Origin of the sequence: Streptomyces sp. NPDC056373 (assembly GCF_042262425.1) — a bacterium.
Lineage (GTDB): Bacteria > Actinomycetota > Actinomycetes > Streptomycetales > Streptomycetaceae > Streptomyces.
The window spans coordinates 40,891-61,444 of record NZ_JBHJPX010000024.1 but is presented as its reverse complement, the minus strand read 5'-3'; the positions used below and the strand labels follow the sequence as shown (position 1 = coordinate 61,444).

Sequence of the window (20,554 nt, the reverse complement as noted above, 5' to 3'; positions counted from 1 at the left end):
TCGGTCAACGCCGCGGTTCCCAGCGGAACCACCGCCGTACAGCAAACACCGCGATGAGGATCCAGGCCATGGCGGTCGCGGATGCGCCCAGTGCCTCGTACGCGGAGAGGTCGCCGGTCCAGCCGCCGCGCACCAGCGTGACGACGGGCGTCAGCGGCAGCAGTTCGAGGACGGAGGCCACCCGGTCCGGGAACAGCTCCAGCGGTGCGAACATGCCGGAGCCGATCATCGAGACCATCAGCAGCGGCATGGGCGTGACCTGGGCGCTCTCGCCGGTCCGGGTGAAACTCGCGGTGGCCGCGGCGAGGGCGGCACTCATCACGAGCCCCAACAGGAGCCCGAGGACGACCAGATGCGGTGCCGACGGCGCGGAGAGGTCCATCAGCAGGGCACACCCCACCACCAGCAGCAGGCACTGCGCGAGCCCGGTGAGGACCGCCGGCAGTGACGTCCCGGCCAGGATCTCGACGTCCCGCAGCTCACCGGTGCGCAGCCGCTTGAGCACCAGCTCCTCACGCCGCACGACGAACGCGCCGACGAGCACGGAGTAGACCGCGAACAGCAGGGAGAAGCCGACCGCGGCGGGCAGCACCAGGGTGCCGGGGCTGAGCCCCGCCCCGGCGAGGTCCATGTCCTCGGACGCCGCCTTCACGCTGACCGGCATCACCAGCGGCACGAACAGGGCGGCGAACAGCGCGCCACGGGTCCGCCCGAGCAGGGTCAGTTCGGCGCGGGCCAGAGAGGTCATCCGGCTCAGCGGGGTCGTCGCCACCGCGGCCGGGCGGGGTGTCGTGTGCGTGGCGCTCATGCCGCGTACTCCTTCGTCGTCATGCCCATGGCCGGCTGTGCGGAGGCGTCCTTGGCGATCCCGAGGAACGCCTCCTCCAGGGAGGCCGAGCGCACGTCCAGGCGGCGCAGTTCGACCCGGGCCTGCGCGGCCCACATCAGCAGGCCGGTGGCCGACCGCTGGAGTTCATGGGTGCGCAGCCGGACGATCCGGCCGTCGGTCTCGTGGCCGGTCACGCCCAGTTCGCCGAGCGGCGGGAGGTCGCCGACGAAGTAGCCGTCGGGCAGTTCGAAGGAGATCCGCGACGGCTCCGCGGCGGTCACCTCGGCCGGGGTACCGGTGGTGGCGATACGGCCCTCGTGCATGATCGCGAGCCGGTCGGCGAGGTTCTCGGCCTCCTCCAGGTAGTGCGTGGTCAGCAGCACCGTCGTCCCGCCGTCGCGCAGCGCGCTCACCAACTCCCAGGTGTCCCGGCGGCCTTCGGCGTCCAGGCCGGTGGACGGCTCGTCGAGGAAGAGCACCTCGGGGTCGCCGAGCAGGGCGAGGGCCAGGTTGAGGCGGCGCCGCTGGCCGCCGGACAGCTGCTTGACCCGGGTGCCGGCCTTCGCCTCCAGGCCGACCAGCGCCAGTACCTCCGCCGGAGGTCGTGCCCGGCTCACGCATCCCGCCCACATCCGGGCGGTCTCCGCGACGGTGAGTTCGGAGGGGAAGCCGCCTTCCTGCAGCATGACGCCGGTCCGGGGCCGTACGGCGGCCCGGTCGGTGTACGGGTCGTGCCCGAGGACCCGCACCCGCCCGCCGGCCGGCCGCGCGAGTCCCTCGAGGAGTTCGACGGTCGACGTCTTGCCCGCGCCGTTGGTGCCGAGCAGCGCGAAGATCTCGCCGCGTCGGACGGAAAAGCTGATTCCGCTCACGGCCTCGAACCCGCCCCCGTACACACGACGCAGGTCAGTGACCTCAATCACGTGTTCGTGTCCGTTGGTTTCCATGATTCAAGCGTCCCGGTCGTGCGGGCCCGGAAGCAGTGCGCGCTGTCATCACTCGGCATGACAAATGTCAGAAGGCCGGAAGGGGCGTGCGGAACACGATGAAGGCCCCGGTCCTGATGGACCGGGGCCTTCATTTCCGAGCGGACGACGAGGCTCGAACTCGCGACCTCAACCTTGGCAAGGTTGCGCTCTACCAACTGAGCTACGTCCGCATTTGCTCCCGATCAGCTTGCACTGACCGGTGCGGGCACCAGCCTACCTGATCGACAAGAGCGACCGGTACGGCGATGCAGAGCGGGTGACAGGAATCGCACACTGCGCCTTCCCCCTGGAAGGGGGATGTTCTACTACTGAACTACACCCGCATGTTTCCGTGAGCTGGGCCTTTCGGCCTCGCCCCTCGGCGTGCTCCAGACTCTAGCTGATCAGCAGGGGTGCTGCGCAAGTCGGCTGCCGCGAGGGGCGGGTGACCGGGCATCGGTCCGGGCACGACGGACCGTCACTGCGCGGCGGTGAACGCCTCGTAGACCTTCTTGGGGATGCGCCCGCGCGCGGGGACGTCCATCTTGTTGGCCTGCGCCCAGGCGCGCACGGCCGACGGGTCGGGGGCGACCTCCGTCTGCCGGTACGCCTTGCCCGAGCGGGACCGCTTGCGGCCGGCCTCGACGTAGGGGGCCAGCGCCTTCCGCAGTTCTCCGGCGTTGCCTTCGCTCAGGTCGATCTCGTACGACTTGCCGTCCAGTCCGAAGGCGATCGTTTCCGCCGCTTCCGAGCCGTCGATGTCGTCAGAGAGAGTGACCACGACCTTCTGCGCCACGAATATCGGTCCCTTCATACGGCACTATGCCAATTCATTTGTACCGTGCCTGGCAATGCATTGTGAAGCCCGACTAAATCCTTCCGCGTGTCCGAAGGCAATAGGTTTCGGGTGTCGATCCGGAATCTTTCCCGAAAACTTCCCGTGTGGGTCCGCCGATGCCGGATCGTGATGACGGTCACGTAGTTTCCTACAAGTCAACGCGCGTAGAAATTTTGTGCGGGTAGTCTGAAGGAACCTGCTCAGCACCACACACCGGGAGTGCCAGTGGCACGCGTCGTAGTCGACGTCATGCTCAAGCCGGAGATCCTCGACCCCCAGGGCCAGGCGGTGCAGCGCGCACTGCCGCGGCTGGGTTTCGAGGGGATCTCGGACGTCCGCCAGGGAAAGCGTTTCGAACTGGAAGTTGACGGGCCGGTCGACGAGGCCGCCCTCGCCCGCATTCATGATCTTGCGGAGTCCTTCCTCGCGAACACCGTGATCGAGGACTTCTCGATCCGGGTCGAGGAAGTCGCGGAGGCCGCGAAGTGACCGCTCGTATTGGCGTCGTCACTTTTCCCGGCAGCCTGGACGACCGTGACACCCAGCGCGCGATCCGCGTCGCCGGTGCCGAGCCGGTCGCCCTCTGGCACAAGGACAAGGACCTCAAGCAGGTCGACGCCGTGGTGCTGTGCGGTGGTTTCTCCTACGGCGACTATCTGCGCGCCGGGGCCATCGCCCGTTTCTCGCCGGTGATGGAGCCCCTGCTGGAGCAGGCGAAGGCCGGTCTGCCGGTGCTCGGCATCTGCAACGGCTTCCAGATCCTCACCGAGGCCCATCTGCTGCCGGGCACGATGCTGCGCAACGACCACCTGCACTTCATCTGCCGCGACCAGAAGCTGCGGGTGGAGAACGCCGAGACCTCCTGGACCACCGACTACACGGCCGGCCAGGAGATCCACATCCCGCTGAAGAACAACGACGGGCAGTACGTCGCCGACGCGTACACGCTCGACCAGCTGGAGGCCGAGGGCCGGGTCGCCTTCCGGTACCTGGACTTCAACCCCAACGGCTCGCAGCGGGACATCGCGGGCGTCACCAACGCGGCCGGGAACGTGGTCGGCCTCATGCCGCACCCCGAGCACGCCGTGGAGCCGCTGATCGGCACCGGCCGCACCGACGGTCTCCCCTTCTTCACCTCGATCCTCAAGAAGCTGGTCAACGCATGAGCCGGACGCCTCTGGACACGGTCGAGCACGCGGCCGCGACCCCCGACGTCGAGCTGCCCTGGGCCGAACTGGGCCTGAAGAAGGACGAGTACGAGCGGGTCGTGGAGATCCTCGGCCGCCGGCCCACCGGGGCCGAGCTCGCCATGTACTCGGTGATGTGGTCGGAGCACTGCTCGTACAAGAGCAGCAAGGTCCACCTGCGCCAGTTCGGCGAGAAGGCCCCCCGGTCCGACGCGATGCTCGTCGGCATCGGCGAGAACGCCGGTGTCGTGGACGTCGGCCAGGGCTACGCGGTCACCTTCAAGGTCGAGTCGCACAACCACCCGTCGTACGTGGAGCCCTACCAGGGCGCGGCCACCGGTGTCGGCGGCATCGTGCGCGACATCATCGCGATGGGCGCGCGCCCGGTCGCCGTGGTCGACCCGCTGCGCTTCGGCGCGGCCGACCACCCCGACACCAAGCGCGTCCTTCCGGGCGTCGTCGCCGGCATCGGCGGCTACGGCAACTGCCTGGGTCTGCCCAACATCGGCGGCGAGGTCGTCTTCGACGCCTGCTACCAGGGCAACCCGCTGGTCAACGCCGGTGCCATCGGCGTCATGCGGCACGAGGACATCCACCTCGCGAAGGCGTCCGGCGCGGGCAACAAGGTCATCCTGTACGGGGCCCGGACCGGCGGCGACGGCATCGGCGGCGCCTCGATCCTCGCCTCCGAGACCTTCGACGACGCCAAGCCGAGCAAGCGCCCGGCCGTCCAGGTCGGCGACCCCTTCCAGGAGAAGCTCCTCATCGAGTGCACCCTGGAGGCCTTCCAGGAGAAGCTGGTCGTCGGCATCCAGGACCTCGGCGCGGCGGGCCTGTCCTGCGCGACGAGCGAGCTGGCCTCCAACGGCTCCGGCGGCATGCGCGTCACCCTCGACGACGTACCGCTGCGCGACTCCACGCTCTCGCCCGAGGAAATCCTCATGAGTGAGTCGCAGGAACGCATGTGCGCGGTCGTCGAGCCGGAGAAGGTCGACCGCTTCCTGGAGATCTGCGACAAGTGGGACGTCATCGCCACCGTCATCGGTGAGGTGACCGACGGCGACCGCCTGGAGATCTACTGGCACGGCGGCAAGATCGTCGACGTCGACCCGCGCACGGTCGCACACGAGGGCCCGGTCTACGAGCGCCCGTACGCCCGGCCCGACTGGCAGGACACCCTCCAGGCGGACGACGCGAACAAGCTGCCCCGCCCGGAGACGTCCGAGCAGCTGAAGGACCAGGTCCTGAAGCTGGTCTCCTCCCCGAACCAGGCCTCCAAGTCCTGGATCACCAGCCAGTACGACCACTTCGTGCAGGGCAACACCGTCCTCGCCCAGCCCGAGGACTCCGGCATGATCCGGATCGACGAGGAGACCGGCCTCGGCGTGGCCATCGCCACGGACGGCAACGGCCGGTACGCCAAGCTCGACCCGTACCACGGCGCCCAGCTCGCCCTGGCGGAGGCGTACCGCAACGTCGCCACCACGGGCGCCAAGCCGCTGGCCGTCTCCGACTGCCTGAACTTCGGCTCGCCCGAGGACCCGGCGGTGATGTGGCAGTTCGCGGAAGCCGTGCGCGGCCTGGCGGACGGCTGCCTGCAGCTCGGCACCCCGGTGACCGGCGGCAACGTCTCGCTCTACAACCAGACCGGCGAGGCCGCCATCCACCCGACCCCGGTCGTCGCGGTCCTCGGCGTCATCGACGACGTGGCCCGCCGCACGCCGGTCGCCTTCCAGGAGGAGGGCCAGCTGCTCTACCTCCTCGGCGACACGCGTGAGGAGTTCGGCGGCTCGGCCTGGTCCCAGGTCGTGCACGACCACCTCGGCGGCCTGCCCCCGAAGGTCGACCTGGAGCGCGAGCGCCTGCTGGCGGAGATCCTGATCTCCGCCTCCCGCGACGGCATGATCGACTCCGCGCACGACCTGTCCGACGGCGGTCTGATCCAGGCGGTCGTCGAGTCGGCCCTGCTCGGGGAGAAGGGCGCCCGCCTGATCGTCCCGGACGGTCTGGACGCCTTCACCTTCCTCTTCTCCGAGTCGGCGGGCCGCGCAGTCGTGGCCGTACCGCGTTCGGAAGAGGTCCGCTTCAACGACATGTGCGGCGCGCGTGGCCTGCCGGTCACCCGCATCGGTGTCGTCGACGGCGACACGGTCGACGTCCAGGGCGAGTTCACCCTCCCCCTGGCCGACCTGCGCGAGGCGCACGAGGGCACGATCCCGGCGCTGCTGAAGTAGGCATCCGCTCCGAAGCCCCCGCCCGGTCCGCCGGGCGGGGGCTTCGCCGTGCCCGGACGACGCTCACGATCCGACCCTTGTACGAAGTTACGTAGTTCCGTAATATCCACGGAGTGGAACTCGAACAACGCGTCGCCGACCTGGAGCGCCGCCTGGCCGCCCTGGAAGGTGCCCGGCGTGACACGTCCCGGCTCGACGGCAGCGACTTCTGGGCGCTGAACGGCCTGAAGGAGAAGCTGTCCGAGCTCGGCGCCGAGGGCGGCGGCATCCTCTACACCGGCTCGGTGCGCCTGCCCACGGGCGAGCCGTACGCCTGGCAGATGGGCGCCCTGACGGAAGGACTGCTGGAGACGGACTGGACCACGGCTGCCGAGTCGTTCGCGGCGCTCGGCCATCCGGTCCGGCTCCGGCTCCTGCGCGAGGTCCTCGGCGGCCTGCGCACCGCCGCCGAACTCGCCGAGCTGGACGAGGTCGGCACGACCGGCCAGATCTACCACCACTTGCGCCAGCTCACCGGCGCCGGCTGGCTGCACACCCCCGGCCGGGGCCGCTACGAGGTCCCGCCGGCGAGGGTCGTGCCGCTGCTGGTGGCACTGGCGACGACCCGCCCGTAGCAGCGACGGAACTGGGGAACGAATGTCCGCACGCAAGATCGGCGCGATGGCCTTCCGGGGCCTCCAACTGGGCTTCATCGCCCTGGTGGTCGCCCATGTCTGCCTCGGCTGGAGCTACAGCGTCCTGTGGGACTTCCTGCCGCTGGTCCTGGCCTACGCCGTCATCACCGTCACCAACCGCTGGGGCGGCACACCGGACGGCCCCGGCGTCGCCCGCGAGCCCCTGGAAGTCGCCGTGCCCGTCGCCGGCCGCTGGTCCGCGCTGAACAGCCCGGCCGACCGCACCCCCAGCCACGGCGTCCACGCCCACGGGCAGACGTACGCCATCGACGTCCTCGCCGAGCCCGAGCCGGGCGCCCGCCCGGCCTTCGGCCGGCTCTGGCCGCTCGCCCGCCGGCCCCAGGACTTCCCGGCGTTCGACGCCCCCGTCCTCGCGGTCGCCGACGCCACGGTCGTACGAGCCTCCGACGGACAGCGCGACCACCTCAGCCGCACCTCCCTGCCCGGCCTGCTGTACCTGATGCTCGTCGAAGGCTCGATACGCGAGATGTCGGGGGTCCACCGCATCCTCGGCAACCACCTCGTCCTCGACCTGGGCGACGGCACCTACGCCGCCTACGCCCACCTCCGGCGCGGCTCCCTCACCGTCCGAGAGGGCGACCGGGTGCGGCCCGGGCAGGTGATCGCCCGCTGCGGCAACTCCGGCAACTCCTCCGAACCGCACCTGCACTTCCAGCTGATGGACGACCCGGACCCGGACGCGGCCCGGGGTGTCCCCTTCACGTGGCGGGGCGTCGGGGTGCCCCGGAACGGGGAGACCTTCGACGCGGCTCCCCCTGTCACCGCCCGCACCTAGGCTGAACCCCATGCCCCCGGCCAGGAAACGCACCCGCAGCTACGACCCCGTCAAGATCCGCACGGCGGTGCTCGCGCAGTTCGGGCACGTCCGTGCCGCTGCCGCCGGCCTCACGCCCGAGCAGCTCGCCCTGCCCACCCGGCTGGGCGACTGGAGCGTCCGGGAGCTCGCGGCCCACCTGACCATGGCCGTGGAGAGCGTCAGCCGCAACCTCGACCGCGAGGAGCCGGCGAAACCGGAGCTCGCCCTCCTCGACTGGCCCTTCGCCACGGCCGCCCGGGCCGGGGACATCGACGACGGCACCCGTCGGCTCGCCGAGGCCCACCCCGACCTCGACGCCCTGTTCGCCGAGACGGCGGAGCGCTTGGCCGGGAAGCTCCAGGACGCACCCGGCACCCGCGTCCTGGCCACGCGGACGGGTGCCATGCTCCTCGCCGACCACCTCGTCACCCGCACCGTCGAACTCGTCGTCCACACCGACGACCTCAACGCCGCCGTCCCCGGCCTGGACATCCCCCACGACCGTCAGGCCCTGGCCGCCTGCACCCGGCTGCTCGCCGACGCGCTGGCCGCGAAGGCGCCCGGCGGCTCCACGGAGGTGCGGGTGCCGCCGTACGCGGTGGTGCAGTGCGTCGAAGGACCGAGGCATACCCGGGGCACCCCGCCCAACGTCGTCGAGACGGACCCGCTGACCTGGATCCGCCTCGCGACCGGGCGGCTGGGATGGCAGCAGGCCGTCCAGGACGCCAAGGTCAGCGCGAGCGGAGAGCGGGCGGACCTGTCGGCCCATCTGCCCCTGATGAAATAGGCGGAACCGATCCACCCGGGTCGTCCGTCGAAGTGGCATGGACAGGCAGAAGCAGCGTATGACCCTGACGGCCGCCGCCATGCTCGTCCCGCTCCTGGCGGCCTGCGGCAGCGAGAACGCGGGCGGCGGCAGCGGCTCGGTCGGTGCCGGCAAGCCGATCACCGGTGTGCGGTGGAACGTGGACAGCGTCACCGCGGACGGCAGGACGCAGAAGGCCCCCTCCGACGCTCACATGACCATCGACAAGGGCCGGGCCGAGGGCAGCCTCGGCTGCAACAACTTCAGCGCCGAGGCCACCGTCGACGGCGACCGCGTCCGGCTCGGCAAGACCCGCGCCACCGAGATGGCCTGCGAGGACACGCCCGTCGCCTTCGAGACGACCCTCGCGAAGGCCCTCTCGGGCCAGGACCTGAAGGCGACGACGGACGACGACCGGCTCACCCTCACCACCGGCGAGGGCGACACCGTCCGCCTGACCAAGGCGAAGGACACCCCGCTGGCCGGCACCGAGTGGACCGTCACGACCCCGGACGCCGACGGCCGGGCCCACCTCACCTTCGACGAGAAGAAGGGCACCGTCTCCGGCAGCCTCGGCTGCAACAAGGTGAACGCCAAGGCCACGGTCCGCGACGGCCATATCACCCTCGGCCCTCCCGCCACGACCCGAATGATGTGCGAAGACTCACTCATGGACGCCGAGAAGAAGCTGCTGCGTCTTTTCGACGGAAAGCCGAAGTACGAAGTCGATCACCAAACCCTTACGCTGACCAGCGAAAACGGCGTGAGCGTACGAGCGGTCGCCGAGCGGTGATCCACCGGAAAGTCCGGTATCCCCAATTCGGACCAGTGGTCGACCTCGCCTACACTCGGTGGCGTGCCACGTGGTGACGGACGACTCAACCACGACCTGCTCCCCGGTGAGAAGGGCCCCCAGGACGCTTGTGGCGTCTTCGGTGTCTGGGCTCCGGGCGAAGAGGTCGCCAAGCTCACGTACTTCGGGCTCTACGCCCTCCAGCATCGAGGCCAGGAATCCGCGGGAATCGCGGTCAGCAACGGCTCACAGATCCTCGTCTTCAAGGACATGGGCCTGGTTTCCCAGGTCTTCGACGAGACCTCCCTCGGTTCGCTCCAGGGTCACATCGCGGTCGGTCACGCCCGCTACTCGACCACCGGTGCCTCCGTCTGGGAGAACGCCCAGCCGACCTTCCGCGCGACCGGACACGGATCCATCGCGCTCGGCCACAACGGCAATCTCGTCAACACCGCCCAGCTCGCCGAGATGGTCGCCGACCTGCCCAAGCAGGAAGGCGGACGCACCCCGCGCGTCGCGGCGACCAACGACACCGACCTGCTCACCGCGCTCCTCGCGGCCCAGGTCGACGAGGACGGCAAGCCGCTGACCATCGAGGATGCCGCTCACGCGGTCCTCCCGAAGGTCAAGGGCGCGTTCTCGCTCGTCTTCATGGACGAGCACACCCTGTACGCGGCCCGCGACCCGCAGGGCATCCGCCCGCTGGTCCTCGGACGCCTGGAGCGCGGCTGGGTCGTCGCCTCCGAGTCCGCGGCCCTCGACATCTGCGGCGCCAGCTACGTCCGCGAGATCGAGCCGGGCGAGTTCGTCGCCATCGACGAGAACGGCCTGCGGACCTCACGATTCGCGGACGCGAAGCCCAAGGGCTGCGTCTTCGAGTACGTGTACCTGGCCCGCCCCGACACCGACATCGCCGGCCGGAACGTGTACCTCTCCCGTGTGGAGATGGGCCGCAAGCTGGCGAAGGAGGCCCCGGTCGAGGCCGACCTGGTGATAGCGACGCCGGAGTCCGGCACCCCCGCCGCCATCGGCTACGCGGAGGCCTCCGGCATCCCCTTCGGCAACGGCCTGGTGAAGAACGCCTACGTCGGCCGGACATTCATCCAGCCCTCGCAGACGATCCGCCAGCTGGGCATCCGCCTGAAGCTGAACCCGCTGAAGGAAGTCATCAAGGGCAAGCGCCTGGTCGTCGTCGACGACTCGATCGTGCGCGGCAACACCCAGCGGGCCCTGGTCCGCATGCTCCGCGAGGCGGGCGCCGCCGAGGTCCACATCCGGATCTCCTCGCCCCCGGTGAAGTGGCCCTGCTTCTTCGGCATCGACTTCGCCACCCGCGCCGAGCTCATCGCCAACGGCATGACGATCGACGAGATCGGCACCTCCCTGGGCGCCGACTCCCTGGCCTACATCTCCATCGACGGCATGATCGAGGCGACCACCATCGCCAAGCCGAACCTGTGCCGCGCCTGCTTCGACGGCGAGTACCCGATGGAGCTCCCGGACCCCGAGCTGCTCGGCAAGCAGCTGCTGGAGACGGAGCTGGCCGCCGGCCCGGCCGCCACGGCCGCCGCCGACGCGATCCGCCGCCCGTAGACGGCCCGTGCTCTGCCTTTTCAAAACGCCTGCCGTACAACACGAAGGTTCACATCGTCATGCCTGACACAACTGGTGCCAGCTACGCAGCCGCGGGCGTCGACATCGAAGCGGGCGACCGCGCCGTCGAACTGATGAAGGAGTGGGTGAAGAAGGCCCAGCGCCCCGAGGTCCTCGGCGGCCTCGGCGGCTTCGCCGGCCTCTTCGACGCCTCCGCCCTGAAGAACTACGAGCGGCCGCTGCTCGCCTCGGCCACGGACGGCGTCGGCACCAAGGTCGACATCGCCCGCCGGCTGGGTGTCTACGACTCCATCGGCCACGACCTGGTCGCCATGGTCATGGACGACATCGTGGTCTGCGGCGCCGAGCCGCTGTTCATGACCGACTACATCTGCGTCGGCAAGGTCCACCCCGAGCGGGTCGCCGCCATCGTCAAGGGCATCGCCGAGGGCTGCGTGCTGGCCGGATGCGCCCTGGTCGGCGGCGAGACGGCCGAGCACCCGGGCCTGCTGGGCGAGGACGACTTCGACGTCGCCGGTGCCGGTACGGGCGTCGTGGAGGCCGACCGGCTGCTCGGCGCCGATCGCATCCGGACGGGTGACGCGGTGATCGCCATGGCGGCCTCCGGGCTTCACTCGAACGGGTACTCCCTCGTCCGCCACGTCCTGCTGAACCAGGCGGGCCTCGCGCTGGACGCGCACATCGAGGAGCTCGGCCGCACCCTCGGCGAGGAGCTGCTGGAGCCCACCAAGATCTACTCGCTGGACTGCCTGGCCCTGATGCGGACCACCGAGGTGCACGCTTTCAGCCACATCACCGGCGGCGGGCTCGCGGCCAACCTCGCCCGGGTCATCCCCGACGGGCTGCACGCCGTCGTCGACCGCTCCACCTGGACCCCGGCGCCGATCTTCGACCTGGTCGGCCGCACGGGCAGCGTGGAGCGCCTGGAGCTCGAGAAGACCCTGAACATGGGCGTCGGCATGATCGCGATCGTGCCGCAGGAGTCCGTGGACGTGGCCCTGGCGACCCTCGCCGACCGTGGCGTGGACGCCTGGGTGGCCGGAGAGATCACGGACCGGGGCGAGCACCCCACCGGTGCCGCCCTGATCGGTGACTACGCGAGCTGAGACACGGCAGTCCTGCCCTGCGGGCAGCACAGAACCCGGTCGGTGACCGGAGTCACCGACCGGGTCAATGCTCTAGTGCAGGGTCAAGCGCCGCGACGATGCTGCGAGGACTGGCCGTCCTCGTCGTCGTCGTCCTCATAGAGGTCGGCGTACCGTGCGTACAGGTCCTCATCCTGATCATCGTCTTCGAGCGGCTCGCCGTTAGGCGGCTGCGGATTCGAAGGCGATGCACCCAGCTCCTCGGCCAGGCGTGAGAGGTCAGTCCCACCGCTGTTGTACTTCAGCTGGCGGGCGACCTTCGTCTGCTTGGCCTTGGCCCGGCCGCGCCCCATGGCTCGACCCCCTCAACGACGGGGCTCGACGGCCCCAGAGTCTTGACACGCGTTCATGGTCCGGCACGGACTCTCCGCGGAGAGACCGGTCCGTAGGGCTTCCACGGTACCTGAGCCCGCGCCCATACGGTACGTCGCCCGCATGACGTGCCCGCGCCCAGGACCTTCGAGGCGCCCCGTCCTCGCTGGTCAACCGCGATTTTAACCACTTATCGGCGGTCGACCCGCCGGTAGAAGTGAGAGTTCTCTCTAACTGCCCACCGACGGGTACCGGCCAAACGTACGAGACTTTGTGGATCAGTCCCGCATCGCCCGGGGTCAGCGCGCCCGGCGGGCCAGGGTCGCGTCGTGCATCCGCTGCTCGGCGATCCGGTCGGCCGCCGCGGCCGGCGGAATACCGTCTTCCTTCGCACGTGCGAATATGGCCAGCGTGGTGTCGAAGATCTTCGCCGCCTTCGCCTTGCACCGCTCGAAGTCGAAGCCGTGCAGCTCGTCCGCGACCTGGATCACACCGCCGGCGTTGACCACGTAGTCCGGCGCGTAGAGGATCCCGCGGTCGGCGAGGTCCTTCTCCACGCCCGGGTGGGCGAGCTGGTTGTTGGCGGCGCCGCAGACCACCCTGGCGGTCAGCGCCGGCACGGTGTCGTCGTTCAGGGCGCCACCGAGCGCGCAGGGGGCATAGATGTCGAGGCCCTCGGCGCGGATCAGGGTCGCGGTGTCGGCGACGGCCGTGACGCCCGTCGGGTGCGCGGCGAGGATCCGGCCCACGGCGTCCTCGCGCACGTCCGTGATGACGACCTCGGCGCCTTCCGCCCGCAGATGCTCCACCAGGTGGTGGCCGACCTTGCCGACACCGGCGATACCGACCTTGCGGCCGCGCAGCGAGGGGTCGCCCCACAGGTGCTGCGCGGAAGCGCGCATGCCCTGGTAGACGCCGTAGGCGGTGAGGACGGAGGAGTCCCCGGCGCCGCCGTTCTCGGGGGAGCGGCCGGTCGTCCAGCGGCACTCGCGGGCCACGACGTCCATGTCGGCGACGTAGGTACCGACATCGCAGGCGGTGACGTACCGGCCGCCGAGCGAGGCCACGAACCGGCCGTAGGCGAGGAGCAGCTCCTCGCTCTTGATCTTCTCCGGGTCCCCGATGATCACGGCCTTGCCGCCGCCGTGGTCGAGACCGGCCATGGCGTTCTTGTACGACATGCCGCGTGCGAGGTTCAGCGCGTCGGCGACGGCCTCGGCCTCGTTCGCGTACGGGTAGAAGCGCGTACCGCCGAGCGCGGGGCCCAGGGCGGTGGAGTGGAGGGCGATGACGGCCTTGAGGCCGCTCGCCCGGTCCTGGCAGAGCACGACTTGCTCATGTCCGCCCTGGTCCGAGTGGAACAGGGTGTGCAGTACATCAGCAGGTGCGCCGGTTACGTCGGTCACTGTGGTGACTCCTGAGTAGGTGCGGCGGGTGGAGACCAGCTCCCGTGCGGGTGGCGGGGACTGTTGAGCATGAGATTAGAGCCTGGCTGGCCCCGCCGACCGCACAGTGCACAGGATCACCTCCGACCGGAGTACACCCGTGCGACGATTTGCATAGATTTCCCGCGCGATCGTGAGTGGGTTCCGCAGGTTTTCGCGGCGGTGCGCGGGGGAGGGAGCAGGCGTGCCCAAGGTGACCTCGGTGATCGTCCCCTACGCGACCTATCTGCGCGTGTACGAACCGCTGGCCGCCTTCCCCGAGCCGGAGCGCAGCCAGTGGGCCCGCTACGCCGACCGTGCCGACCGTCCCACGTATCAGGACGAACTCCGCCGTGCTCTGGCCGACTTGGCGCCGGTCCCGCCGGTCCCGGTGCCGGTGCACGAGAGCGAGGACGCCTTCGTGCTCGACGTCGACGGTGTCGTCTGCGTCTGCCCCTGGCGCACCCGGCTGCGCGGCTGGCTGGCCCTGGACGAGCTCGCCGGCGAGCTCCCTCCGCCGGTCATGGACGCGGTCCTGCCCCCGCTCCTGCGGCGCCAGGCGGCCCAGGACTACGAGCGCTGGCTGGCGATCAACCCGGACGCCCGGCCGTGGATCCGCACGGCCACCTGGCAGGTGCCGATCAACTGGTTCGTCCTGGTTTCCGACGAGGAGCGCGAGTACGACAGCGGCGCCGCGGCCGGCGGCCCGCCGGTGCTGCGCTACCGCACCCCCATGGTCCAGGCCCGCCGGCGTGTGGCCCGGGGCCTGCGCGCCCTGAAGGAGGCCATGGACGAGGGGCCGCTGATCGACGGTCTGATGGACGTCGGGCGCTGGCTCGAGGAGTTCCACCCGCGCTCCCTCGTGGAGCTGGACTACGGCGGTCTGGTGCACGCGCTGCCGGCGGGCACGCTGGAGGACGATCATTCGGCCGCGGACGTGGCCGAGGGCATCGCCGCCCTGCGCAGGGGCGACGGGGAGGCCGCCGGGAAGGCGTACGCCCGGCTCGTGGAGCGCTGGCGCTCGGTGCGGGATCTTCGGTCGGCCAACTGACCCCTGACCTTGATGTCCGTACACACCGCTCGCATCCGGTCACGAACTGACGTTTGACGAACCGCCCGATTTGGGGTTTCGTCCTCGCACCGAGTTCCTGAAGCGGGCCGTGCGTCTCCTGAGGCTTCGTCAACAAGGGACGTAGGACCCGATCCGGGCAGATCTCTCAAGTAGGCCAAGCGTGACGGACTACACGTACGAGGCTCTTGCGCCCCTTGCCCCTCCTCATGCCAAAATAGGACAAGGAGTCCGGGGAGGGCTCCTTCCGTCCCATGGTGCTGCACTATGGGCGGAATCTCAGCATTGCACGCTTTGGGGGGTCTGGTGACTTCCTGATCACCCTGTGACTGATCGTCACAGCGGTGTGACTGTCCGCTATGGCATGGTCCATCGGCTTCCGTCGCTGATGAACACCTGGAGGGGCAATTCCATCGGTTTGGCCGACGCGGCTGGACAGATGGTGTAGTTGTAGTGCCGAGGACAAGCCGTTCGTCCTATAACCGACTCGACTCGCGTCCGCCATTTCGGGCAACGCGGGTCAAGGTGCAGAATTTAGAGGAAAGAACCGAGAAGGTTCGGTTCTCCCGAGGAGGCCGCTCATGACCGCTCGCACCCCTGATGCCGAGCCGCTGCTGACCCCGGCTGAGGTCGCCACCATGTTCCGTGTGGACCCGAAGACGGTCACGCGGTGGGCGAAGGCCGGCAAGCTCACGTCGATCCGCACGCTCGGCGGGCATCGGCGCTACCGCGAGGCCGAGGTCCGCGCTCTGCTCGCGGGCATCCCGCAGCAGCGCAGCGAGGCCTGAACAACTGAATAACCGGGCAAAACCGGCCGGTCCCCCACTGGTCGCGGCGCCCGGAACCACAGCTCCAAGCGACGCGGGTCCTGCCCCAACAGGCCCCACGCCCACGCCAGTCAGAGCTTCTCAGGCATACAACAGGGTGCGTCGTCGATCGCGCTGGACTCCGCCGGGTCCAGCGCGATCTTTTTTGTGCGCCCACGACGGTTCTGCCGATACGTCTGTGAGCGGCCTTGTAGGAGCCTGGGGAGGGGTGTCGGATCCCTTGTGCGCTGCACCCCGGGCAGGGTGCAATTGCACATATTAAATTGACCCTTTGTAGGCGGGGTGTAAGTAACCCACTTTCCAAAACTCATGCGGTGACACCCGTCACATACCAAGCGGCTTGTTAGCTACTCCTCGGGTGCGGTAGAGGAGCCTCCCTCTCCAGCAGCCCGCGTGCGTACGGGTGTTGGGACCGCCCGTGGATCAAGCCGGCGCCGGACTCTCGTCCTCCCGGGCCGGGGCCGGGGCCCGGGTGGTGCGCGGAGCGGACTCCATCGCCAGCCGCAGCAGCCGATGGCAGATCGGGCAGTGCCGTGTGAGGTGCCGGTACGACGACGCGGCCGACAGGTGCGCACGGAGCAGAGCCCGCGTCTCGTGCCTGGCCGCTGTCGCCATACGCCACCTCCAGGAGGCCGTACGGGGAACGGCCCTGGTTCTGGGGTACCGAGGGATTGAGGGGGCGTCAAGACGGCGTGTGGGGGCCCGAGAGCGTCCACGGAGGTCAGGCGCAGGAAACGGGCCCGGTTCTCGAAGGCCGGGGGCAGCGAGAGGGCCTGGGCCGGAAGGCCCGAGCGCAACAAAAAGAGCCGGATCCGAAGATCCGGCTCTTTCACTGCGGTCCTGACGGGATTTGAACCCGCGGCCTCCACCTTGACAGGGTGGCGAGCACTCCAAACTGCTCCACAGGACCAGGTTTCGCGGCGCTATTCGTGCGTTGCGCTGCGAGAAGAGACTGTACAGGAGGGTGAGCCCCGGGTCGAACTCACCCTGCGTGCCGGGCCCGTCACGGCGCCGCCGCGTCGATCGCCTTCACGATCCGCTTGTCGGAGACGGGGTACGCCGTGCCCAGCGCGTGGGCGAAATAGCTGACCCGGAGCTCCTCGATCATCCAGCGGATGTCCAGCACCGACGACGGCACCGGCCGGCCCTGCGGCAGCTGCTCCAGCAGCCAGGCGTACTCGTCCCGCATCTCGTGGACCTTCTGCATCCGCGTGGTGTCCCGCTGGACGTTCGTCGGCATCTGCTGCAGTCGCCGGTCGGCCGCCACCAGATAACGCATCAGGTCCGGCATGCGCCGCAGCCCCGCCTCCGTCACGAAGCCCGGCCTCACGAGAGCGTCCAGCTGCCCCCGCACGTCCTGGAGGTTCGCCAGCAGAGCCGGGCTGCGGACGGCCTTCAGCCGCCGCTCACAGGCCTGCCAGGCCGCCAGGACCTGCTGCACCCGGTCCACCGTAAGGACCGTCGTGTCGACGATCTCGGCACGCACCCGCTCGTACAGCTTCCGGTACGACTCCTCGTCCCAGGCCGGTCCGCCGAAGTCCCCGATCAGCTTGTCGGCGGCGGCCATCGCGCAGTCGTCGAACAGGCCCTGGATCGAGCCGTGCGGATTGGCGGACAGGGCCAGCTTCTGCGCGTTCGTCAAGCGATCGCTCGTGAACTTCGCCGGGTTCACCGGGATGTTGCGCAGGATCAGCCGGCGCGTGCCCTTCCACATCGCCTGCGCCTGCTCCGCCTCGGTGTCGAAGAGGCGCACGGAGACCGTGTCGCCGTCGTCGACCAGCGCCGGATACGCCTTCACCGGCTGCCCGGCCCTGCGGGTCTCGAAGACCCGGGTGAGCGTGCCGATCGTCCAGTCCGTCAGACCCGAGCGCTCCAGGGACTCACCGCCGGAGCGTTCGGCGGTCGCCGCGGCCGCCTGGGAGAGCGCCTTGCGGGCCTTCGGGCGCAGCCGGAGCTTCAGCGCCTCCAGGTCCTTGTCCTCGGCCAGTTTGCGGCGGCGCTCGTCGACGATCCGAAAGGTGACCTTCAGATGGTCGGGGACCTTGGCCAGGTCGAAGTCGTCCGCCTCGAACGGCACACCGACCATGAGCCGCAGCTCGCGGGTCATCGTCGTGGTGAGGGGCTCCTGAAGGGGCACGGCCCGGTCCAGGAACCTCTTCGCGAAGTTCGGCGCGGGGACGTAGTTCCGCCGGATCGGCTTGGGCAGGGACCGGATCAGCTCCGTCACCAGCTCCTCGCGCAGCCCCGGGATCTGCCAGTCGAAGCCCTCGCCCGTGACCTGGTTGAGGACCTGGAGCGGAACGTGCACGGTCACGCCGTCGGCGTCCGCCCCCGGCTCGAACTGGTACGTCACCCGGAACTTCAGATCGCCCTGGCGCCACGAGTCGGGATAGTCGGCCTTGGTGACCTCCCCCGCCTTCTCGTTGATGAGCATCTCGCGCTCGAAGTCGAGGAAGTCGGGCTGCTCGTGCCGCTTGCGCTTCCACCACGAGTCGAAGTGGGCCCCGGAGACCACGTGCTCGGGAATCCGCTGGTCGTAGAAGTCGAACAAGGTCTCGTCGTCGACCAGGATGTCCCGCCGCCGGGCCCGGTGCTCCAGCTCCTCGACCTCGGTGAGAAGACGGCGGTTGTCCGAGAAGAACTTGTGGTGCGTGCGCCAGTCGCCCTCCACCAGCGCGTTCCGGATGAACAGCTCACGGCTGATCTCCGCGTCGATCCGCCCGTAGTTGACCTTCCGCTGCGCCACGATCGGCACGCCGTACAGCGTGACCTTCTCGTACGCCATCACCGCGGCCTGGTCCTTCTCCCAGTGCGGCTCGCTGTAGGTGCGCTTGACGAGGTGCGCGGCGAGAGGCTCGACCCACTCGGGCTCGATCTTCGCGTTCACGCGCGCCCAGAGGCGGGACGTCTCGACGAGCTCGGCGGACATCACGAAACGCGGGGGCTTCTTGAAGAGCGCCGACCCGGGGAAGACCGCGAACTTGGCGTTCCGGGCGCCCAGATACTCGTTCTTCGCGCCCTCCTTCACGTCCTTCATGCCGATGTGCGACAGCAGACCGGCCAGCAGGGAGAGATGGACACGGTCGGCCGGGGCGTCGTCCTCGGCGAGATGGATGCCCATCTGCTTCGCGACCGTGCGCAACTGCGTGTAGATGTCCTGCCATTCGCGAATGCGAAGGAAGTTGAGGTACTCCTGCTTGCACATCCGGCGGAACGAGGACGAGCCCCGCTCCTTCTGCTGCTCGCGGAGATAGCGCCAGAGGTTGAGGTACGCGAGGAAGTCGCTGGTCTCGTCCTTGAAGCGGGCGTGCTGCTGATCGGCCTGCGCCTGCTTGTCGGCGGGGCGCTCACGCGGATCCTGGATGGACAGCGCGGCGGCTATCACCATGACCTCGCGCACACAGCCGTTGCGGTCCGCCTCCAGGACCATCCGGGCCAGCCGCGGGTCGACGGGCAGCTGGGCCAGCTTGCGGCCGGTGTCCGTGAGCCGCTTGCGCGGGTCCTTCTGCACCGGGTCGAGGGCGTTCAGCTCCTGCAGCAGCTGGACACCGTCGCGGATGTTGCGATGGTCCGGCGGATCGATGAAGGGGAACTTCTCGATGTCGCCGAGACCGGCCGCGGTCATCTGCAGGATGACGGAGGCGAGATTCGTCCGCAGGATCTCCGCGTCCGTGAACTCCGGCCGGGCGTTGAAGTCGTCCTCGCTGTACAGCCGGATGCAGATACCGTCGGACGTACGCCCGCAGCGGCCCTTGCGCTGGTTGGCACTCGCCTGCGACACCGGCTCGATGGGCAGCCGCTGGACCTTGGTGCGATGGCTGTACCGCGAGATCCGCGCGAAACCCGGGTCGATCACGTACTTGATGCCCGGGACGGTCAGCGAGGTCTCGGCGACATTCGTGGCCAGAACGATCCTGCGACCGGTGTGCTGCTGGAAGACCCGGTGCTGCTCGGCATGGGAGAGCCGGGCGTAGAGCGGCAGGATCTCCGTGAACCGGTAGTTCTTCTTGGTGAGCGCGTCCGCCGTGTCCCGGATCTCCCGCTCGCCGGAGAGGAAGACGAGGATGTCGCCCTTGCCCTCTGCCTGGAGCTCCTCCACGGCATCCGTGATCGCCGTGATCTGATCCCGGTCGGCGTCGTCGCCGTCCTCCTCCAGCAGCGGCCGGTAGCGCACCTCCACCGGATACGTACGCCCGCTGACCTCGACGATCGGGGCGTCACCGAAATGCCGCGAGAAGCGCTCGGGGTCGATCGTGGCCGAGGTGATGACGACCTTGAGGTCCGGGCGCTTGGGCAGCAGCTGGGCGAGATAGCCCAGCAGGAAGTCGATGTTCAGAGACCGCTCATGCGCCTCGTCGATGATGATCGTGTCGTAGGCACGCAGCTCGCGGTCGGTCTGGATCTCCGCGAGCAGGATGCCGTCCGTCATGAGCTTGACGAAGGTCGCGTCCTGGTTCACCTGGTCGGTGAACCGCACCTTCCAGCCGACGGCCTCGCCGAGCGGCGTGTCCAGCTCCTCGGCGACACGCTCGGCGACCGTCCGGGCCGCGATCCTGCGCGGCTGGGTGTGACCGATCATGCCCCGCACACCGCGCCCCAGCTCCAGACAGATCTTGGGGATCTGCGTCGTCTTGCCGGAACCGGTCTCGCCGGCGACGATCACGACCTGGTGGTCGCGGATGGCGTCGGCGATCTCGTCCTTCTTCTGGCTGACCGGCAGCTGCTCGGGATACGTGACCTCGGGCACGAGGGCACGCCGACCGGCCATCCGCTCCTCGGCCCTGCCTACCTCCGCCTCGATCTCGGCGAGCACGGCGGCCTGCGCCTCCGGCTTACGGATCTTGCGCGCACCTTCGAGCCTGCGCCCGAGCCGGTGCGCATCGCGCAGCGACAGCTCGGTCAGGCGGGGGGCGAGGGCGCCGAGGGCGGGGGCAGGGTGCGTAGACATACGGGATCCAGGATCTCATCCTCCGCAAAACAGAGGCGAACGGATTTCCGCGAGAGCGCGCCGACAGTCC

The 20,554-nt window shown here is 69.3% G+C and carries 18 protein-coding genes and 3 tRNA genes; 11 read left to right on the top strand and 10 right to left on the bottom strand.

Annotation, left to right across the window (positions count from 1 at the left end; all coding sequences use genetic code 11):
• Window positions 1-4: 4 nt before the first annotated feature.
• From ACFCXS_RS36350 to ACFCXS_RS36330, 5 genes are all read right to left on the bottom strand, one after another.
• Window positions 5-808, bottom strand: a complete 804-nt coding sequence (locus ACFCXS_RS36350) for an ABC transporter permease (RefSeq protein ID WP_376647624.1) — start codon at window positions 806-808, stop codon at window positions 5-7.
• A complete protein-coding gene (locus ACFCXS_RS36345; RefSeq protein ID WP_376647623.1) occupies window positions 805-1,776 on the bottom strand; it encodes an ABC transporter ATP-binding protein in 972 nt (323 codons plus the stop codon). Before ACFCXS_RS36345 ends, ACFCXS_RS36350 begins: the two co-directional genes overlap by 4 nt.
• A gap of 139 nt (window positions 1,777-1,915) precedes the next feature.
• A tRNA-Gly gene (locus ACFCXS_RS36340) sits at window positions 1,916-1,988 on the bottom strand.
• 81 nt (window positions 1,989-2,069) lie between these two features.
• Window positions 2,070-2,141 (bottom strand) — tRNA-Gly (locus ACFCXS_RS36335).
• A 134-nt stretch (window positions 2,142-2,275) separates the two neighbouring features.
• Complete coding sequence (locus ACFCXS_RS36330; RefSeq protein WP_344460887.1) at window positions 2,276-2,593, bottom strand: Lsr2 family protein; 318 nt, start codon at window positions 2,591-2,593, stop codon at window positions 2,276-2,278.
• Between the two features lie 267 nt (window positions 2,594-2,860).
• Here ACFCXS_RS36330 and purS point away from each other — a divergent pair, with 267 nt between their 5' ends.
• From purS to purM, 9 genes are all read left to right on the top strand, one after another.
• Window positions 2,861-3,124 (top strand): phosphoribosylformylglycinamidine synthase subunit PurS, encoded by a 264-nt coding sequence (purS, locus tag ACFCXS_RS36325; protein WP_031109675.1) that lies wholly within the window; start codon window positions 2,861-2,863, stop codon window positions 3,122-3,124.
• The gene (purQ, locus tag ACFCXS_RS36320; RefSeq protein WP_215120454.1) at window positions 3,121-3,801 is read left to right on the top strand and encodes a phosphoribosylformylglycinamidine synthase subunit PurQ; all 681 of its coding nucleotides are present in this window, start codon (window positions 3,121-3,123) and stop codon (window positions 3,799-3,801) included. Before purS ends, purQ begins: the two co-directional genes overlap by 4 nt.
• Window positions 3,798-6,056 carry a phosphoribosylformylglycinamidine synthase subunit PurL gene (gene purL / locus ACFCXS_RS36315; protein ID WP_376647622.1) on the top strand — a complete coding sequence of 753 codons (2,259 nt, stop codon included), beginning with the start codon at window positions 3,798-3,800 and terminating at the stop codon, window positions 6,054-6,056. The genes purQ and purL overlap by 4 nt, the downstream gene beginning before the upstream one ends.
• Before the next feature lie 113 nt (window positions 6,057-6,169).
• Window positions 6,170-6,670, top strand: coding sequence for an ArsR/SmtB family transcription factor (locus tag ACFCXS_RS36310; protein ID WP_376647621.1), 501 nt, complete (start codon window positions 6,170-6,172; stop codon window positions 6,668-6,670).
• Between the two features lie 22 nt (window positions 6,671-6,692).
• A complete protein-coding gene (locus ACFCXS_RS36305; protein WP_376647620.1) occupies window positions 6,693-7,526 on the top strand; it encodes a M23 family metallopeptidase in 834 nt (277 codons plus the stop codon).
• Between the two features lie 10 nt (window positions 7,527-7,536).
• Window positions 7,537-8,334 carry a sterol carrier family protein gene (locus ACFCXS_RS36300; RefSeq protein WP_376647619.1) on the top strand — a complete coding sequence of 266 codons (798 nt, stop codon included), beginning with the start codon at window positions 7,537-7,539 and terminating at the stop codon, window positions 8,332-8,334.
• Window positions 8,335-8,371: 37 nt separating this feature from the next.
• Entirely contained in the window at window positions 8,372-9,145 is a 774-nt protein-coding gene (locus ACFCXS_RS36295) for an META domain-containing protein (RefSeq protein WP_376647618.1), read from the top strand.
• Window positions 9,146-9,208: 63 nt separating this feature from the next.
• Window positions 9,209-10,738 carry an amidophosphoribosyltransferase gene (gene purF / locus ACFCXS_RS36290; protein WP_376647617.1) on the top strand — a complete coding sequence of 510 codons (1,530 nt, stop codon included), beginning with the start codon at window positions 9,209-9,211 and terminating at the stop codon, window positions 10,736-10,738.
• 59 nt (window positions 10,739-10,797) lie between these two features.
• Window positions 10,798-11,865: a phosphoribosylformylglycinamidine cyclo-ligase gene (purM, locus tag ACFCXS_RS36285; protein WP_376647616.1), complete on the top strand. Its 1,068-nt coding sequence runs from the start codon at window positions 10,798-10,800 to the stop codon at window positions 11,863-11,865.
• 83 nt (window positions 11,866-11,948) lie between these two features.
• On the opposite strand, the gene ACFCXS_RS36280 is transcribed toward purM, so the two are convergent.
• Entirely contained in the window at window positions 11,949-12,197 is a 249-nt protein-coding gene (locus ACFCXS_RS36280; RefSeq protein ID WP_185008035.1) for a DUF3073 domain-containing protein, read from the bottom strand.
• Window positions 12,198-12,515: 318 nt separating this feature from the next.
• The gene (locus ACFCXS_RS36275) at window positions 12,516-13,622 is read right to left on the bottom strand and encodes a Leu/Phe/Val dehydrogenase (RefSeq protein ID WP_376647615.1); all 1,107 of its coding nucleotides are present in this window, start codon (window positions 13,620-13,622) and stop codon (window positions 12,516-12,518) included.
• Window positions 13,623-13,845: 223 nt separating this feature from the next.
• On the opposite strand from ACFCXS_RS36275, the gene ACFCXS_RS36270 reads away from it, so the two are divergent.
• Together ACFCXS_RS36270 and bldC are read left to right on the top strand one after the other, a co-directional pair.
• Window positions 13,846-14,691 (top strand): hypothetical protein, encoded by an 846-nt coding sequence (locus ACFCXS_RS36270; protein WP_376647614.1) that lies wholly within the window; start codon window positions 13,846-13,848, stop codon window positions 14,689-14,691.
• A 599-nt stretch (window positions 14,692-15,290) separates the two neighbouring features.
• Window positions 15,291-15,497, top strand: a complete 207-nt coding sequence (gene bldC / locus ACFCXS_RS36265; RefSeq protein ID WP_003949541.1) for a developmental transcriptional regulator BldC — start codon at window positions 15,291-15,293, stop codon at window positions 15,495-15,497.
• Between the two features lie 462 nt (window positions 15,498-15,959).
• On the opposite strand, the gene ACFCXS_RS36260 is transcribed toward bldC, so the two are convergent.
• The 3 genes from ACFCXS_RS36260 to hrpA form a co-directional block, all read right to left on the bottom strand.
• The gene (locus tag ACFCXS_RS36260) at window positions 15,960-16,151 is read right to left on the bottom strand and encodes a DUF6274 family protein (RefSeq protein WP_376647613.1); all 192 of its coding nucleotides are present in this window, start codon (window positions 16,149-16,151) and stop codon (window positions 15,960-15,962) included.
• A gap of 220 nt (window positions 16,152-16,371) precedes the next feature.
• Window positions 16,372-16,446: transfer RNA gene (locus ACFCXS_RS36255), tRNA-Asp, on the bottom strand.
• Between the two features lie 93 nt (window positions 16,447-16,539).
• Entirely contained in the window at window positions 16,540-20,484 is a 3,945-nt protein-coding gene (hrpA, locus tag ACFCXS_RS36250) for an ATP-dependent RNA helicase HrpA (RefSeq protein ID WP_376647612.1), read from the bottom strand.
• Window positions 20,485-20,554 lie beyond the last annotated feature (70 nt).

Bases quoted from the DNA above. Each gene is read 5' to 3' on its own strand.
- ACFCXS_RS36350 (WP_376647624.1), bottom strand. From the start codon at position 808: ATGAGCGCCACGCACACGACACCCCGCCCGGCCGCGGTGGCGACGACC.
- ACFCXS_RS36280 (WP_185008035.1), bottom strand. From the start codon at position 12,197: ATGGGGCGCGGCCGGGCCAAGGCCAAGCAGACGAAGGTCGCCCGCCAG.
- ACFCXS_RS36260 (WP_376647613.1), bottom strand. From the start codon at position 16,151: ATGGCGACAGCGGCCAGGCACGAGACGCGGGCTCTGCTCCGTGCGCAC.
- purM (WP_376647616.1), top strand. From the start codon at position 10,798: ATGCCTGACACAACTGGTGCCAGCTACGCAGCCGCGGGCGTCGACATC.
- ACFCXS_RS36300 (WP_376647619.1), top strand. From the start codon at position 7,537: ATGCCCCCGGCCAGGAAACGCACCCGCAGCTACGACCCCGTCAAGATC.
- ACFCXS_RS36305 (WP_376647620.1), top strand. From the start codon at position 6,693: ATGTCCGCACGCAAGATCGGCGCGATGGCCTTCCGGGGCCTCCAACTG.
- ACFCXS_RS36345 (WP_376647623.1), bottom strand. From the start codon at position 1,776: ATGGAAACCAACGGACACGAACACGTGATTGAGGTCACTGACCTGCGT.
- hrpA (WP_376647612.1), bottom strand. From the start codon at position 20,484: ATGTCTACGCACCCTGCCCCCGCCCTCGGCGCCCTCGCCCCCCGCCTG.
- purL (WP_376647622.1), top strand. From the start codon at position 3,798: ATGAGCCGGACGCCTCTGGACACGGTCGAGCACGCGGCCGCGACCCCC.
- bldC (WP_003949541.1), top strand. From the start codon at position 15,291: ATGACCGCTCGCACCCCTGATGCCGAGCCGCTGCTGACCCCGGCTGAG.
- ACFCXS_RS36295 (WP_376647618.1), top strand. From the start codon at position 8,372: ATGGACAGGCAGAAGCAGCGTATGACCCTGACGGCCGCCGCCATGCTC.